Source organism: Lentimicrobiaceae bacterium, assembly GCA_028697555.1.
GTDB lineage: Bacteria > Bacteroidota > Bacteroidia > Bacteroidales > UBA4417 > UBA4417.
The window spans coordinates 1-17,266 of sequence record JAQVEX010000054.1 but is presented as its reverse complement, the minus strand read 5'-3'; the positions used below and the strand labels follow the sequence as shown (position 1 = coordinate 17,266).

General features: G+C 34.9%; 14 protein-coding genes. 4 read left to right on the top strand and 10 right to left on the bottom strand.

Translation table 11 applies throughout. The annotated features are described in order from the left end of the window. Positions 1–924, bottom strand: a 924-nt coding sequence (locus tag PHP31_08540) for a hypothetical protein (GenBank protein ID MDD3739323.1), incomplete at its 3' end; no start/stop codon positions are given. Positions 925–1,167: 243 nt separating this feature from the next. Between PHP31_08540 and PHP31_08535 the strand changes: the two genes are divergently transcribed. From PHP31_08535 to PHP31_08520, 4 genes are all read left to right on the top strand, one after another. Further along, positions 1,168–3,882 (top strand): carboxypeptidase-like regulatory domain-containing protein, encoded by a 2,715-nt coding sequence (locus PHP31_08535; GenBank protein MDD3739322.1) that lies wholly within the window; start codon positions 1,168–1,170, stop codon positions 3,880–3,882. 68 nt (positions 3,883–3,950) lie between these two features. Next, on the top strand, positions 3,951–5,138 hold the full coding sequence (locus PHP31_08530; GenBank protein ID MDD3739321.1) for a hypothetical protein: 1,188 nt from the start codon (positions 3,951–3,953) through the stop codon (positions 5,136–5,138). A 96-nt stretch (positions 5,139–5,234) separates the two neighbouring features. Next, the gene (locus PHP31_08525) at positions 5,235–5,585 is read left to right on the top strand and encodes a phage holin family protein (protein MDD3739320.1); all 351 of its coding nucleotides are present in this window, start codon (positions 5,235–5,237) and stop codon (positions 5,583–5,585) included. 5 nt (positions 5,586–5,590) lie between these two features. Next, positions 5,591–6,823 carry a DEAD/DEAH box helicase gene (locus tag PHP31_08520; protein MDD3739319.1) on the top strand — a complete coding sequence of 411 codons (1,233 nt, stop codon included), beginning with the start codon at positions 5,591–5,593 and terminating at the stop codon, positions 6,821–6,823. 5 nt (positions 6,824–6,828) lie between these two features. On the opposite strand, the gene PHP31_08515 is transcribed toward PHP31_08520, so the two are convergent. From PHP31_08515 to PHP31_08475, 9 genes are all read right to left on the bottom strand, one after another. Further along, the gene (locus PHP31_08515; protein ID MDD3739318.1) at positions 6,829–7,353 is read right to left on the bottom strand and encodes a UpxY family transcription antiterminator; all 525 of its coding nucleotides are present in this window, start codon (positions 7,351–7,353) and stop codon (positions 6,829–6,831) included. 17 nt (positions 7,354–7,370) lie between these two features. Continuing rightward, positions 7,371–7,856, bottom strand: a complete 486-nt coding sequence (locus PHP31_08510; GenBank protein ID MDD3739317.1) for a PaaI family thioesterase — start codon at positions 7,854–7,856, stop codon at positions 7,371–7,373. 9 nt (positions 7,857–7,865) lie between these two features. Continuing rightward, positions 7,866–8,690 (bottom strand): toxin-antitoxin system YwqK family antitoxin, encoded by an 825-nt coding sequence (locus tag PHP31_08505; GenBank protein MDD3739316.1) that lies wholly within the window; start codon positions 8,688–8,690, stop codon positions 7,866–7,868. 45 nt (positions 8,691–8,735) lie between these two features. Next, a complete protein-coding gene (rimO, locus tag PHP31_08500; GenBank protein MDD3739315.1) occupies positions 8,736–10,028 on the bottom strand; it encodes a 30S ribosomal protein S12 methylthiotransferase RimO in 1,293 nt (430 codons plus the stop codon). Between the two features lie 12 nt (positions 10,029–10,040). Then, positions 10,041–10,997: a signal recognition particle-docking protein FtsY gene (ftsY, locus tag PHP31_08495; protein MDD3739314.1), complete on the bottom strand. Its 957-nt coding sequence runs from the start codon at positions 10,995–10,997 to the stop codon at positions 10,041–10,043. Positions 10,998–11,109: 112 nt separating this feature from the next. Beyond that, positions 11,110–11,265 carry a DUF4295 domain-containing protein gene (locus PHP31_08490; GenBank protein MDD3739313.1) on the bottom strand — a complete coding sequence of 52 codons (156 nt, stop codon included), beginning with the start codon at positions 11,263–11,265 and terminating at the stop codon, positions 11,110–11,112. A gap of 10 nt (positions 11,266–11,275) precedes the next feature. Continuing rightward, positions 11,276–11,464, bottom strand: coding sequence for a 50S ribosomal protein L33 (rpmG, locus tag PHP31_08485; protein ID MDD3739312.1), 189 nt, complete (start codon positions 11,462–11,464; stop codon positions 11,276–11,278). A gap of 147 nt (positions 11,465–11,611) precedes the next feature. Further along, positions 11,612–14,842: a UvrD-helicase domain-containing protein gene (locus tag PHP31_08480; protein ID MDD3739311.1), complete on the bottom strand. Its 3,231-nt coding sequence runs from the start codon at positions 14,840–14,842 to the stop codon at positions 11,612–11,614. Beyond that, positions 14,826–17,266 (bottom strand): translocation/assembly module TamB domain-containing protein (locus tag PHP31_08475; protein ID MDD3739310.1); only part of this gene is annotated, 2,441 nt, incomplete at its 5' end. The genes PHP31_08475 and PHP31_08480, both read right to left, overlap by 17 nt.

Genomic DNA, 17,266 nt, shown 5'->3' with positions numbered 1-17,266 from the left:
GTAGCCGGAACTGGGAATATTCCATGTATTACCACCATTAGTAGTATAGCTAAAGCTACCACCATGACAAGCGTAAATTACGTTGGGATTTCCGGGTTTAAAAGCTAAATCTTTTGCATAAACACCATGTATTTTAGTCCATGTAGCAGCACCGTCGGTAGATTTAAATATTCCACCGCTTGTACCGGCGTACAGTATTTGCGGATTAGTTGGGTGAATAAGCATTTTGCCAACAGTAACGTAACCCATTCCTGTGCTGGCTTCTTCCCAAGTATGTCCGGAGTCGTAGCTTTTGTAGACTCCAAGTCCTGGTGCGTCGTTTGCATCGCGGTCGCCTGTGCCAATGTATATAATATTAGGGTTGACATGATCGACAGCAATAGCCGAAACACCTAAGGTAGGATGGTCGTCGGTGGTTGTAACCCATTCGTTTCCACCAACAGTTGTATACCAAAATCCGCCAGAAGGAGAACCAACGTAAATAATGTTAGGATCGGTTGGGTGAAAAGCAATAGCATTTAGTCTGCCCAAACCTTTATAACCTTTTGCAGGAAAATCGTCGGGTCCAAGACTTATCCAATTTCCTTGCGGAGATCTAGTGGAGTATTTTTCCAAGAACTTTTCGACTTCACGCTTAGTTTCTAGAGGGTCTGGTAATTTGCCATCAACGGAAGCACGAAACATCATGTTACTTTCCCATCTTTTAAACGGTTTCCAGCCACAACCTTTGGTTATTTCTCTACCTTCCCAATATAAATTAAAGGCACGTTGTGTTTTATAAAAGTTTTCGTCGGGGTCTTGCATCATTTTTATCCAATATGGATAATCGGCAGTGTCGTTTATTACAGTTTTTTGCGAATAGGCATAACCTGATGCAATAAATAATAAAATGATTAGAAATGTTTTAAAAGCTCGTTGTTCCATTGGTACATATGTGTTTGTTAATAATTGTGTTGATAAGTTATTGTTGCTACAAAAGTAGTAAAATTTTTATATAAAAAACCATTTTAACAATAATAATATCAACCAATCGCCCAGTTTACATGATTGGGGTAAATAGCATTATTAACGTTTATTTAACATTAAAGTAACTTAGTTGTAATATTACCTTTCGACTTTTGCATCAGGAAAAAAACTAATAATAATATTAACTAATTAAATTACATCATGACGGGTAAAATAAAAATTGCATTAACCTTATTGTTGTTGTTTCTATCGGTTTCTATATTAAAATCTCAAACCGGTATTTTAAAAGGAAAAATTACCAACTTTGATACAAACGAACCCTTAATTGGAGCTTCGGTATCAATTGAGGGAACAACTATTGGAACTATTGCCGATTTAAATGGCGATTTTATACTTAAAAATATACCAGCCGGAAATTATTCTTTCAGAGCAGGTTTTGTTTCTTACGAGCCTGTAGTTGTACAAATTGAAATAAAAGATAAGCAAGTAGTTGAGCACGATTTTCAATTAATTGAAATGCAGTTTGAATTAGAATCTGTCCAGGTTACAGCAAAAGCAAGTCGTGAAAACGAAAATGTACTTCTTGCTGAACAAAAACAAGCTGTACTTCAAACACAAACCATAGGAGCGAAGGAGCTTTCGCGAAAAGGCGTTGGCGATGCTAAAGACGCTATTGCAAAGGTATCGGGAATATCAAAGCAGGAAGGTGTTAAAAACGTTTTTGTTAGAGGTTTGGGCGATAGGTACAATGCAACAACTTTAAACGGTTTTCCTATTCCTTCGGAAGATCCTGAATACAAGAATATTTCCTTAGATTTTTTCAGCACCGATGTTATACAATATATAGGTGTTAATAAGGTATTTACTTCCAGCTTTATTTCCGATGTAGGAGGTGCTATTATTGACATACAATCGAAAGAACTAACCGAAGATGCAGTGTTAGATATTAGTATATCAGGTGGAGTAAACACTCAAACTTATGGCAATGAGTTTGCAAAAGCCGACGGAGTGAACGCTTTAGGTTTTGCCAACAACTCGCAACCTACATATATAAACACGTTCAACTACGACAATAAGCTTAATCCTACCATAAAACCGGTAATTATTGATAATAGTTTTTCAATTTCGGGCGGAAAGAAATTTGTGTTTAGCGGTAAAAACAACGATTTAAGTGTGTTTTTCACTCTTAATAATAGCAACGACTACTTTTATTCAAAAGAATATTCAAAAAATACAACCACAACAGGTCATGTGGTTCAGGATATTGTAGGTGAAAAATCTACTGCAAAAACAAGTCAGTTAGGCTTGGCTAACCTTGTATATAATATGAACAACAAACATAAATTGATATATAATTTCATGTTTGTACATACAAATAATCAATACGTCAGTGATTATATTGGAATTTTTGAACGTATAGACGATACCGATGGCTTTTTCAGACGTCAGCAATCAAACGATAACCGCCTTTTTATCAATCAACTGATAAGCAGTTGGCAATTAAGTCAGAAATTTCAGTTTGATTTAGGATTTTCGTACAATAATATTACAGGATTGGAACCCGACAGACGTGTAAACGGATTTAAAAGGATTCCAGGCAGTACAAAAGATTACGTTTTGTTGTTAGATAAAAACAATATACGCTATTTTTCAACTCTAAAAGAAAATGATTACAATGTCCAGACATCTCTTAAATATAAAATTAACGACAATTTTGACAATGCTTCGTACGTAAAGGTAGGCTACATTGGAAGAATTGTTAAAGACGGTTTTGAAGCAGTTGAATACAACATTGCTCCACGCCCCGGACAGTCCCCTGTTTACAATATTGACGACTTTTCTTTAGATGATTTTTATAATCAAGAAGGGTATGATGCCGGCAGATTTATGCACGAAATATCTTCTAAAGATTACTCAGTAAAAAAACTATTACACTCAACTTATATTGAAAGTACATATCAGTTTGCAAGAAAATTTCATGTTAATGCAGGTGTTAAATTCGATATGGTTGATATGTCTATTATTTACGACTTAAGTGGAATAGGTGTCGATGTTAAGCCTGATAAAATAGTTAAAAACTACATTTTACCAAGTCTTAACTTAAAATACACAGTCGATAGCAGAAACTCGTTACGTTTGAGTTTAAGTAAGACTTATACATTGCCACAAGCAAAAGAAATCTCTCCTTTCAAATATATAAATATCAACTTTGAGAGTATGGGATACGATAAGTTGAAACCGTCGGACAACTACAATGCAGACTTAAAATGGGAGTTTTATCCAACCTTATCGGAGTTGATTTCGGTAACTACTTTTTACAAATACATAACTCGTCCTATATCTCGAATTTCGGTTGGTAGCGCTGCAGGATTGCTTTCGTACAGAAATATTGCCAAATATGCAGCCGTTGCCGGTGTTGAATTTGAAATGCGTAAAAACATCTTTACATTTACCACTAATAGCCGCCTTAACAGATTAAGTGCAGGTTTGAACGCTTCGTATATTTATACTAATGCAAAAGTATCACGCGATTATGATGTTCCAAACCCAACGGTTACCACAGGTTCGCCATTGGAAGGTGCAGCTCCTATTATTGTTAATTTTGATATTTCGCATCAAATTTATACGGAAAAGGGTAATTTCATCAATACTTTAGTCTTTAACTATATCAGCGATAGAGTTCACACAATTGGAACAGAAGGCTATCAGGACATTATGGAAAAAAGTATAGCAACCCTTGATTTCATTTCATCTATAGCTTTATCAGATAATTTCTCAATAAATTTAAAAGCTAAAAACTTGTTAAATCCTGAATTTCAATTATATAGAAAAACAAATATAACCAATGAAGCTGTAGAACTTTCATCGTACAAAAAAGGTATCAGTTTTTCATTGGGATTATCGTATAAATTATAACAAATTAAAATCAACAAATTAAAAATCAATCAATTAATTAATAAACAAATCTCTAAAAAATTAACAAAATGAACAAAATTATTTTAAAAATCAGTCTCGTGCTACTAGCTGTAGCAACATTAGGTTTAACTTCTTGTGGCGATCCTAAAGAAGATGAACACAAAAACAAATTTGAAGTAGTTGCCGATAACTTTAAAGGAGATATTCCTTCGGGCGACGACATTGTGCTTGATGCAAACACAACCTATTTTCTATCCGGTACTTTAAGAGTTAAAGACGGTGCTAAACTTACAATTCCTGCAGGAACTGTTATTAAAGGTAAAAACATTCAAGGAACCAATGCTGCTTTCTACAACTACATTATAGTTGAACAAGGCGGTAAAATCTTTGTTAACGGAACAGCTGAAAAACCTGTTGTTATGACAGCTGAACTTGAACAACCTGGTGCTTGGGGTGGTTTAATTGTAAACGGTAGAGCTCCAATATCAGGACCTAACATTTCCGATAACGTTGGTACAACCGAAGTTGATACCGATCTTTTGTACGGTGGAAACGACGTTAACGACAATTCGGGAGTTATTAAATACTTAAAACTTCTTTATACCGGTGCTAACCTTGACGGTGATACCGAACACAACGGACTTACACTAAATGGTGTTGGTGCAGGTACTATAATCGAAAACATTTACATTGAAGGTGGTATGGACGACGCTATAGAATTTTTTGGCGGTTCAGTAAATGTTACCAACTTACTTGCAGTTGACCCAGACGATGACATGTTTGACTTTACACAAGGTTATACAGGTACACTTAAAAACTGCTACGGAATTTGGACAGCTGATTATTTAAGCACTGAAGAAGACCCAAGAGGTGTTGAAGCTGACGGAAACCTTGATGGTGTTGGTACCGACCACTACAACCAATCGAACTTTAAAATTGTTGACATGACTATAGACATTCGCTCAACAGGTGCTGACGTATACATGCACGATGCTATTAAAGTTCGTCGTGGTGCTACTGCTACCATTACCAATGCTCTTGTTAAAGGAACCGGTATTGTAAAAGACCTTATCGACCTTAAAGATAAAAAAGGAAATGCTACAGCTGACACAAAAATTAACGTTACAAACAGCTTAGTTAATCCGGTTACCGGAAAAGAAATTAACATTGAAGGTGAAAATAGTAATATTATTATCGAAGCCGGTAATACCGGTGCTAACACTTCTGTTTTCTCGTGGACAGGGTTTAGATTTTAGTTAATAATAAATTATTAGTTTTTTTAGCGGCGGATTTTATTCGCCGCTTTTTTTTGTTATAATTTATTATATCCTGAATTTCTTACCTTTGCAGTCATGAAACTAATTATTAGACTTATAGTAAGCACTTTGGCTATATTTTTTGCCAGTTATCTATTGAACAATCACGGAGTTATGCTGCAAAACTTTAAAGTTGCTATTTTGGTAGCAGTAATATTTGCAATTTCAAAAGCATTTCTGCGTCCGCTATTGGTACTTATTACTTTGCCTTTATCTCTACTCACCCTAGGCTTGTTTTTGTTTGTGATAAACGGAATATTGGTTTTAGTAACCGACTATTTTATTGCAGGTTTCTCTGTCAGTAGCATTTGGGTAGCAATTCTGTTTTCAATAATAGTATCAATAATAGAAAGTATTTTGTTTTATGTAATAGAAAAAGCATCTTAATTTTTATGAAATTTTCTCAATATCAATTTTGTCCCGAATTGCAACGCAATATTGCCGAAATGGGATATAGACGCCCTACAGATATTCAATTTAAAAGTATTGCTCCAATACTTCAAGGACAAGATGTGCTTGCGATAGCTCAAACCGGAACGGGTAAAACTGCGGCTTTTGCCATACCTGTAATTCAAAAAATACATCAAAGCAAATCAAATAAAAGTAGTAAAGGTATAAGATGCGTTGTATTGGCTCCAACCAGGGAGCTTGTTGTTCAGTTGGGTAACTTTTTTAATAATATTGAAAAACATACCTTTGTTAAATCTGTTTTTATTATTGGTGGAGTAGAGCAGGAGCCACAAATTAAGAAATTAGTCAAAGGCTGCGATATACTTATTGCAACGCCAGGACGAATGTTCGATTTGTACAGTCAGGGATATATTAATTTTGATAATGTTGATACACTTATCATAGATGAAGCCGAACAAATGTTACGTTTTGGCTTTCTTGATGATATTAATCAGTTGGTGAAAAAATTACCACCGCATCAAACATTGTTTTTTTCTGCAACTATCAATAAGGAAATTAAACGTTTGGCATATTCTGTTGTCAGAAATCCAATACGAATACAAATTTCGCCCAAAAATCCCATTTCAAGAAACATTAAACACTTATTGCTTAAGGTTAAAATGGACGACAAACGCTTCTTTTTAGAGCGTTTGATAAAAGAACATCACAACGAAAAAGTACTTGTATTTGTTCGCACAAAAGTTAGAGCCGAAAGAGTAAAAAAGTTTTTAGATAGAGTGGGTATAGTCAGCGGAGTAATTCACGGCAGCAAAGAACAAAGCGACAGATTAGACGTACTTAACGATTTTATAAAAGGAGATTTATTAGTTCTGATAGCAACTGATGTAAGCTCGCGTGGCATTGATATTCCCGATGTGGCTGTTGTTGTTAATTATGATATGCCTGAAATTGGGGAAACTTACGTACACCGTATTGGACGTACTGGCAGATACCGACAAAAAGGTTTTGCATATAGTTTTTGCGACAAAAACGAGATGAAACAATTGCAAAACATACAGGACTATATTGGTGAAGAAATTGAGCTAATGCCCATAAAATCAATAGATTATTCGGATACAATAAGCTATTCGGAAGAAAGTAGCGCTGATTGGAAAACTTTGACAAAGCAAATTGAAGAATTTGAACTAAGCAAAAAGAAAAAGAAAAGAAAATAGATCTGCTATTTCTTTTGTTTGTCGGTTTCTATTTCAATAAGATTAATAGGCAATGTTACAGTAATCGACTGACCGATATTATCTAGTCGCAAGAGCAAGCGCTTGCTGCCCCTGTGTTCAACAACTTCTCCTTCAATTCCTGCAAAGGCTCCATATTTAATTACTACGGGTGTTCCGGGTTTAAAGTTTTCTCTACTTAGTTCAATCTCAATGTCTGCATCTTTTTCGTTCAGCAGTATTTTTAAATTATTAATCTGTACTTCCGGAATAGGAGTAGGTTTCCCTGTAAGAGTAATATACCTTACCAATCCATCGGTTTTAATGGCATCAATGTATTCTCTTGGCGAAAGTTTTAAAAAAATATACGAAGGCAATAGCGGAACATCAACCCATTTATATCTGTCGCTCCACTTGCGTTTTACATGTTGAATAGGAAGGTAAGCTTCAAAACCGTTATTAGTAAGTCTTTCATAAACTTTTTTCTCTGCTCTTGGTCGTGTATATGCAGCGTACCACTTTTTTTCTTGCATCACAAATGTTTAACATATTATAATTCGGGCAAAAACTTTTCTATGCCCGGATAAAACAATCTTCTTTTTGCTATCTCCACCGGATAATAAAAATAATCAATAATTGCATCGGAACAAACAATATTATTGCTATCGGCAAGAGTAACACTAACCGATGCAATATTGTTTTTGGTTTCAATAAGTTTGGCTCTGAGCGTATATGGTCCGTTTTTTATTTTAAGCGGTTTAACTAAGTTTACTTGCATTTTTGAAGTTACTCCCGATGTTTCAAGAATAGTAAAAACGACCCAGCTGGCAATTTCGTCCATTAGTGTTGCCTGAATACCTCCATGCAAAACACCATTCCAACCCTGAAAATGCTCTTTTGGGTTCCATTCCGAAACAACCTCATCGCCTTCCAACTTAAATTTCATTTGCAACCCAAACGGATTGTCGGGAGCACAACCAAAACACTGATAATTATCCATTTCGCCAAAAGGATTGGCAATTTCAACTGACTTCATCAAAATAAATTATTTTAAAACTCCGTTTTTGTACCTATCGGTTTTTATAACTTTACCTTTGGCATCGTAATGTTTCCATCTGCCTTCTTGAACTCCGTTTTGGTATAAGCCTTCAAGATTTTTAAAACCTTCTTCGTCGTAGTAAGTCCAAATTCCTTCTTTGTTTCCCATATTGTAGTTTCCAACAACTTTTTCGTTTCCGTTTTCGTAGTATTCTTTAAAAACTCCGTTTTCTAAGTTGTTGGTGTACGTCTGTTCGCTCATTGGCACAGCTTCGGGGTAATATGTCTTTTGAGTTCCTTCTAATACATTAAAAACGTAATTATATTCGGCAATAAGGTTTCCTTTGGTATCGTAATATTTAGAAAATCCGTTTTGCATACCGTTTGTATATTGCGAATGCTCCATAATTTTGTTTTGCTGATCTTCGTAATACACAATTTTTTCGCCGTCAATCTCACCGTTTTTGTAGTCAATTACGGAAGTAGGAATGTAGCCGTATTTGTAAATAGTTTCTTTGCCGTGAAGTTTGCCATTCTCGAAGTTAACATCCGATTGAAGGTAACCCCTGTTGTCTAGAGTAACTTCTACGCCTTGCTTTATTCCATTAATATAACTTGTGATTTTGGTCAATCTATTGTTGTTTGCGTACAAAGCCCACGAACCGTGCTTTTGGTTATCGATATAATACCCGGTTTCGGTACCCATATTGGTTTTCTCTTCCCACAAGCCTATTTTATTTCCTTTGTCGTCTCTCTGGTTTTGCGATTTAACAACGCTTGCAGTGCAGATAATAGATAATAATGTTAAAAGAAATATAATATGTTTCATCATGATTGTTTTTAATATTTTTTGTAAAAGTACAAAATAATTAAAAATCTAATCAATAATTTCGCCTTCTATGTCGAAACTATATGCTTTTGTAGCTTTAATATTAACAAAATCGCCGACTTTTAGTTTTCTTGTTTTACGCAAATAAACTTCATTATCTATGTCGGGAGAATCGTATTGTGTGCGGGCTATGTAAAAATCGTCTTCTTCTCTTTCGATAATAACTTTATACACGTTACCGATTTTATCAATATTATTTTGCAAACTAATACCCGATTGAAGTTCTAACAATTTGTCAAGGCGATTTAGCTTGGTTCTATGACTAGTCTTATCTACTAATGAATAAGCCGGAGTGTTTTCTTCTTTAGAGAAAATGAATGCTCCTAAGCGGTCGAATCTTTGTTTTTTGACAAAATCGTATAATTGCTTGAACTCTTTGGCTGTTTCGCCAGGATAACCGACAATTAGGGTAGTGCGGATAGAAAGATTTTTTATCTTCTTACGAAACTTATCCAAAAGCTCCGAAATAGACTTTTCGTTTCCGCCACGATTCATGCTTTTTAAGATATTTTCGTTAACGTGCTGAAGCCGAATATCAATATAATTGCTAATGTTATCTCTTTCGGCTATAAGGTCGATCAGGCGGGCGGGAAAATTGTTGGTATACAAATAATGCAAACGTATCCGTTCAAAAAGGTTGCTGTCCGAAAGTTTTTCTACCAAACTTGAAATATTTTCTCCGTTTTTAAGGTCGTAGCCGTAGGAATTAAGCTCTTGCGAGATTAAAATTATTTCTTTTACACCTTTATCGGCAAGCATTTTAGCTTCTTCCATTATATATTCCGGCGAAAACGATTTGTGTTTGCCTTTTATATTAGGTATTGCACAAAACGAACATCGGCGATTGCAACCGTCGGCTATTTTCAAATAAGCATAATGATTGGGTTTATTCAAATAGCGTTTGTGCTCGAATTTTGTTGGCTTTTTCTTTATTGCATCAACTATTTCTTTCAAACTATCAACTCCAAAAAAGAAATCAACTTCAGGTAATTCTTTAATCAATTCGTCGCGATAAGGTTGCACAAAGCAGCCAAAGACAATTATTTGCTTAATTTCTCCGCTTATTTTTCTCACAATTTGATGAAAAATTGTATCAATTGATTGCTCCCTTGCATCGTTAATAAATCCGCAGGTGTTTATAACAACAATATCTTCGCTGCCTTCCTGATTTTCAAATAAAATTTTGTAATTTGCATTGTCAAACTGACCCATTAGCAATTGAGTGTCGGTGTAGTTTTTTGGACAGCCCAACGAAATAAATCTGATAACAGTAGGTTCCATAATATTGGGGAGTTATTTTTCGGCAAAAATAACATTAACAAATTCATCTTTGTTGAATACTTGCAGGTCTTCGGGTTTTTCGCCCAAGCCAATAAATCTGATTGGAATTTGAAATTGGTCGGATATTCCGATTGCAACACCACCTTTGGCTGTACCGTCTAATTTTGTAAGCACTAATGATGAGACTTCGGTTGCAGCGGTAAATTGCTTTGCCTGCTCAATGGCATTCTGACCGGTAGAAGCATCTAAAATAAGCATAACTTCGTTAGGAGCGTCGGGTATGACTTTTTGCATAACCTTTTTAATTTTTGTGAGCTCGTTCATCAAGTTGATTTTGTTATGCAATCTGCCGGCAGTGTCGATAATAACTACATCGGCGTTTTTATTAACCGCAGATTTTAGAGTATCGAAAGCAACCGAAGCAGGGTCGGAACCCATTTCTTGCTTGACAATATCAACACCGACGCGTTCTGCCCAAACGGTCAGTTGGTCTATAGCGGCAGCTCTAAAAGTGTCGGCAGCACCGAGTACGACTTTCTTGCCTGCGTTTTTAAAATTATATGCTAATTTACCAATAGTTGTGGTTTTGCCAACGCCGTTAACGCCGACAACCATAATAACATAAGGAGTTTCACGCTTTTCAAAATCGAAGTTTACGAATTTATCCGACGAGTTTTCGGTAAGCAAAAGAGCGACTTCTTCGCGTAATATTTTGTTGAGTTCGGCAGTTGTAAGGTATTTATCGCGTGCTACGCGCTTTTCGATGCTATCAATTATTTTTAGGGTAGTTTCAACGCCAACATCCGAGCTGATAAGGATTTCTTCAAGGTCGTCTAATACCGTATCGTCTATTTTTGATTTCCCGATTATAGCCCTTGAAATCTTTGTAAATACACTGTTATGAGATTTTTCGAGACCTTTTTCTAAGTCTTTCTTTTTGTCTTTGTTGAATAATGAAAAAATACCCATGGTTATTGATTTTAATTTGTACTTACAAAGTAAACAAATTTGTAGAATTTAAAAAAGCAAAAAGAGCCTTTTCGGGATAGAAAAAGCTCTAATCGTATTTTTTCAAATTCAACTATTTTCCTTTAAGGAACTCGTTTACGTGTTCAGCGGGAACAATATTTTCTTGGAAAGTATAAGCGCCGGTCTTTTTTGAGCGGCTCATTGTAATAACTTTCGCAAAATTCTTGCTTGATGATAATCTAAGTGTTGCAACAGCTTTCTTTGCCATAATATTTTATTTATTTAATTTCTCTATGTAATGTAACTTTCTTTAATACAGGATTGTATTTTTTTAATTCTAGTCGTCCGGGTGTGTTTTTTTTGTTCTTTGTTGTAACATAACGAGATGTACCGGGCATACCGCTTTCCTTATGCTCGGTGCATTCTAAAATTACCTGAACCCTTGCTTCTTTTACTTTTTTTGCCATCGTTTTATCTTTTCTTAATTGGTTTGCAAAGGTAATATTATTTTATCAAATAGCAAACATTTCTTGTTAATTTTTTGTTTTAAAATCAATAATCTTCTTTGATTATCAACTTTTTCAAATATTTTGTAATGGCAAATGTAAAAAACTTTATATCTCTTGCAAATCCACAGGATTATGCAAATAAATCAGATAACAATGCTCAACATGGTAATTCATTTGAGTTAAAAGGGTTTTATACCTTAAAATTTGCTGTTTGTGATCCGGTAATTCCTTACCTGTCTTAAATTCTAATAGTACGGCATTGTCTTTTTTGACAAATATTTTATCGGGACGATGAAGTTTTCCTGATGGTTCAACAATTTCAATTTCGGATAAAACTTTCCACGATGAATCAGTGAAATATTTGCTCAACAATTCATGTTCGGTTACTTGTTTGATAATTATTTCAGTTTCAGCAAGTTGTTCTGGAGTGATTTTATATTGCAAAAGTTGAGTATCTATTGCTTTTTTGATATCGGTATTGGAATTTATATTTGATAAAATACTATGCAGCCAATTACCCCAATTGTTGTCGGCATTGCTTTCCGAGTACTTTTTTGACGAAACCGGTGCAACTATAATATTTTCTTTCCACGATTTGAAATTAGGGAATTTGTCGATTTTAAAAGCAGGTTGGATTGTTTGTTTTTTATCGACTTTTGGAGCCATTGTTCCTATGCTATACCTAATTTCGTCATCGGTAATAAAATTGCAAATATCGCTTTCAACAAACGCTTTTAAAGCATGTTCGGGTTGATATATGTAATCGTCAAGTCCTTTTATATCTTTCTCAGGTTTGCAAGCTAAAATATATAGTTGCTCGGCAGCTCTGGTTGTAGCTACGTACATTTTGTTTATCTTTTCCAACTCGGTGTATTTTTGCTCCGATTCGGAAATGTGAGAGTAGGGGTTGATTGTATTGGTGTTTTTGTACAGAAAAAGAGTCTCGTCTTTAATAATTTTATCGTTGTGCAAAATCCACGAATAATCTTTAGAATATTTGCGTTTTGGGTTTTCAAAAACCAACCAAATTACAATTGGAAATTCCAAACCCTTAGAACCGTGTATTGTAAGCACATTAACCGCATTAAAGTTGTCGGGTGTAGATATTGAAAGATTTTCTTTTCGCAATTCCCAATCTGCCAATATATCGATAATATTGTTGTTATTAGCATTAGCCGATTTATAAATAAAATCTCGATAAGCATCAATAAAAGGGTCGGGCTGGGTGTTGAGTTTAAAGGTATTGATAATGTATTCAACAATTTCGTACACGGCAATGCCTTGAATCATATTCAAATGAAAATTAAAACCGTTATTTTGCAATACCGAAACCAAATTGCTTTTTTTAAGCTGATTGATTACTTCTACAAAAGGTTTATCAATAAGTTCACTTTCAGTAAGATAAGCCAATATATTTGCACTTGTAACAATGTCGCTATCATCAACAATATAGCTAAGCATATTATTGATAAACTGAACTTTTTTGGAAGTTTTTAATTTTAAATTTGAAGTTGTTGACGATGGAATATTGTTTTTGTAAAGGAAATCTACTACTGCTTGTGCTTGTGCATTTTTCTCGACCAATATTGCTATATCGCTGTAATCGAAACTGTTTTCAATTGCCTGATTAACAATGCTTAATGTGTGAGTCAAAAATGCGTTTTCTTCTTCTTTATTGATTTCATCTTCGTTTGTATCGTCAAAGGTAGGAGTGTAGTTGTTATCAGTTTTGCTATTGTTTTTTTCTGCAAATGTAATTTGCACATAACCGCCGTTTTGTTTGCTAGTACCGACTTTTTGCTCAACATCGGTGTAAACTTCTTTAATGAAATCTGTTTGAGTTTCCGACAAAAACTTATAAAACTCATTATTAAAGTTTATAATTTCTTTTTTCGACCTGTAATTGTTGTCCAATACAATTATCTCAGCGTTTTGCTCTAAGTTTTGTTCTTCGTCGTAAACAGCGGTATCCTTAAAGTTTTCGGGAAGTTTAGGCAGCGATACGAATTGTTGAACATTGCTGTTTCTAAAACGATAAATAGATTGCTTAGCATCGCCGACTATCAAATTTTTATTTCCTGACGCCAAAGAGTTGCTAATCAACGGGATAAACTCTATCCATTGCAATTCGGAAGTGTCCTGAAACTCATCGATTAAAAAATTCTTATAATAAGTACCGATTTTCTCGTAAATAAAGGGAACCGGTTCTTCGGTAACAATTTTTGAGATGTTTTTGTTTATCTCCGATAGATGTACGCTTTTCTTTACTTCGTAGATGTCGTTAATCTCGCTTAACAGAAGTCGGTACAGTAAAAGGTTGTAGTTGTTATCGGTAAGGATTTTGTACAAATTGTACTTCGACACTTCTTCATCGGAAGTAGCACTTATCATCTGTCCGAGTAATTGATTGAGTTCATCTTGAATTAAATAAAACCTTTCAATAACATCTTGACTTGCATTTTTTTTGTTTATCCATTTATCGTCGTTGTAAGCATCTAATGCTCTTTTTCCGGCAGGGGAAAACTCAGCTTTTTTCAAATAACTATAAACGCCTCTTGTTGTATAGAGTAAGCAGTCGGAAGAAATGTTGTTGTCAGCTAACAGTTTAAGAGCTTGTTTACCCCAATTCTTTTGCTGTGTTTCCTTGTCATCAATGTATTTGCGCATGGCATCATTAATGCTTTTCATTTCTTCGTAAGAAATCGACGATAGTTTATCAAGATGCGGTACTGTACCTTCGTCGAATAAAAAATTGGCACTTTTAGCTAAATTGTATTTAAAATTCCAACCTTTTTCATCTTCTATCCTGTTGTAGGTATAGTCGAGCAAAGTGTTCGTTATCTCTGTGTTTTCGCTATTAATTTTAGAAAAAACATTGTCTATAGCTTCATCAATTATGACTTTATTTTCTAATTCTATCGTAAAGTTATAGGGCAGGTTAAGGTCTTTGTTGAAACTTCTGGCAACTTGTACCAAAAAGCTATCGATGGTTTTCATCGAAAAGTTATCGTAGTTGTGAATTATTTCAAACAAGCATTCTTTGGCTCTGTCACTCACTTGCTGTGGCGATAAATTCAAATTCTCGCACAATGTTTTAAGCAAAGTAGTATTAGCTGCGGTATTTTTATACTTTTCGGGATTTGCCAAATGGTTCAGATACTTCAGAACACGTTGCTTCATTTCTTCGGCTGCCTTGTTGGTAAAGGTAACAGCGATGATTTTTCCGAAATTGTCAATGTCGGTCAGAGCCAATTGCAGATATTGCAAGACAAGTGTATAAGTCTTACCCGAACCTGCCGATGACTTATAAATCAATAAATTATTTGTTTCTGACATTCGGACTTTTGTTTTTGAAAAATTCTTTAATAATATCGAACTCGCGACGATAATATATTCCAACACCTTGCGTATAAGGCGATTGTTCGGTAATGTAGCTTAAAGCAGTATTTGTTCTGTTAAAGACTTTAGTCCTGAGCCTGCCGTCTTGCGTGATTTTAACTTCAACTTCCATATCTCCAATCCATCTGTTCGACTGAGTTGAAGCACTGTAAGAACTTCCGAAACTGCCGTTAATTGTAACCCTGTTATCAAACAATTGTGTCGATAATACCAATTCCAAGTCCTGTGTTGATATATCAGAACCCGGGCGATATTTAACACCAATATCAAAGTCTTTTGAAATTTGCGATAGCCAATTGTTTATTTGATTTGTAAACAGCTCGGTTGATGATAAAATTCCGGTTTCGGCAAGCATTACACCGCTATTTGAACTAAAACTGTTAAGCACCAACAAAGAAATCATTTGCTGGTTCATTGCGGTAACGCTTGATGTATCAATAACACTAAATATTTTTTGTCGTATTTCGTTGTCAACATCGGGCAAGTCGATTGAAAAAGTTAAATCGGGATTAAACAAGTTGTTTTTCATTTTAAGAACGCAATTAACCGGCACTCTGACGTCGCCGTATTCGCTCATACCTGGTAAGGTGTTAACGGATGTACGTAGTTTGTAAACAGCCGAAATATCTACGTTTGCATCAAACGGACTTCCGTTAAAGGTTATGGAGCTGCCGCTACTTATTGAAAACGTGCGTTTTAAAATGTTTTGAAAATTGAAATTAAAAACACCTTTCTCCATCACGTATTCGCCGTGCATAGCGTAACCGCCTTTGGTATTAACATCTAAAGCAATATTGCCTTCGCCTATTACTTCAATATCGCCCAATTGGTTGGGTAAAACAATGCCCAATTTGGCGTTAGGATTGGCTTCAATACCCAAAGAAACATTTAAACCACCTTTTTCTTTAATAAAATGGTCGAATGTTATTGAATCGCTTTCTTCAGAATTTCTGAAAATAATGAAATCGTTATCGTTGATACTTGTAGAGCTGTTAAGCGGAATTACAACATTAGTACCTTGTTCCGTTCTTATCTTTATGTCCATATCTAGATTGTTAAACGGACCCGTTATGTCAACTATACCCGAAACTATTGCTTTGCCATAAAAAATTTGGTTGGGCGAGTATTCGGTGTTAAGTGCCGATAAATTTTTTGCTACAATTTTAATATCCGTTGTGAGGTCTGAAAAATTCTTGTGATAAATAGAACCGCTGGCAATGCCGGTTTTTCCGATAGAGTCGGTAAGGGTAATATCTTTGAACCAAATTCTGTCTTCAGCCAAATTAATATTACCCGTAAACGAGTACGATGTTTTCAGAAAATCGACAAGAAACTCCGAACGCATCAGATTAAGATTTCCTAACAAAACGGGTTCGCTAAATGTACCGCTTAGCTTTAATTTTCCTAAGGCTAAACCCCTAATTCTTGAAAAAATACCTTCGGTAAATGGCTCTAAGGTAGAAATGTTAAAGTTATCCATTTCAATATCTAAACCAAAATTGTCGCCTTTATTGTACGGCATAACCTTTCCCAATACTTTTATCGGGTAGTAAGTGCTGTAATTTCCTTTGTAAACAACCTGAACATCAAGGTTTAACTCGCTGTTTACATTATCCCAAATGCTCAAAATCTTGGCTGAACCCAATCTTTCGCCGTTAAAACCGAATTTATCTAAGTAGAAGTCGGCATCTAATCGTGGCGACCCTAAAACGGAAGCTACTTTTGCCGAGCCGGTAATAATTCCGTCGAAATCCATATTTTTTTCAAGTGTAAGAAAATCGGCTATTGATACGTCGAAATTACTTATGTTTACAAGCAATTCATCTTTAATATCTGATGAAAGAACTCCATTTAAAGATAATTTTTGTTTGTTATGCAATATACCGAAATTATCAACAAGTATAGCATTGCTATCGATTACTATTTTACTGTTTGGGAACAGCTGCCATGTTGAATCGTGGTAGGTAATATGGCTTTTGGAATTGATAATTTCCGTTTTCGGAAATTGCTGTAAATCAATGTGTCCGACAATATTTCCATCATCGGCAGAATAATCAATATTATCCCACAAAATATTATACTGAATCTTATTATCAACTATATTGATTTTGGTATCGAAGTTTTCGAAAATATAAAACGTGGTATCAATTCTGTTGGTTTTTGACGGCACAATAGCTTTTGCGGTAATATTTGCGTCGATATTGTCGGCTATATTATGGTTGTTAATATCAATATTTGCATCAAAAACAGAAATGTTAGCGTATTGTATAAGGTCGGTTTTAGTTTTGATGTCTATTGTGTTATCGCTACAATTAAAATGCCCGTTAATTGAAGTTTTTGGAGAAATATGTAGTTTGGGGA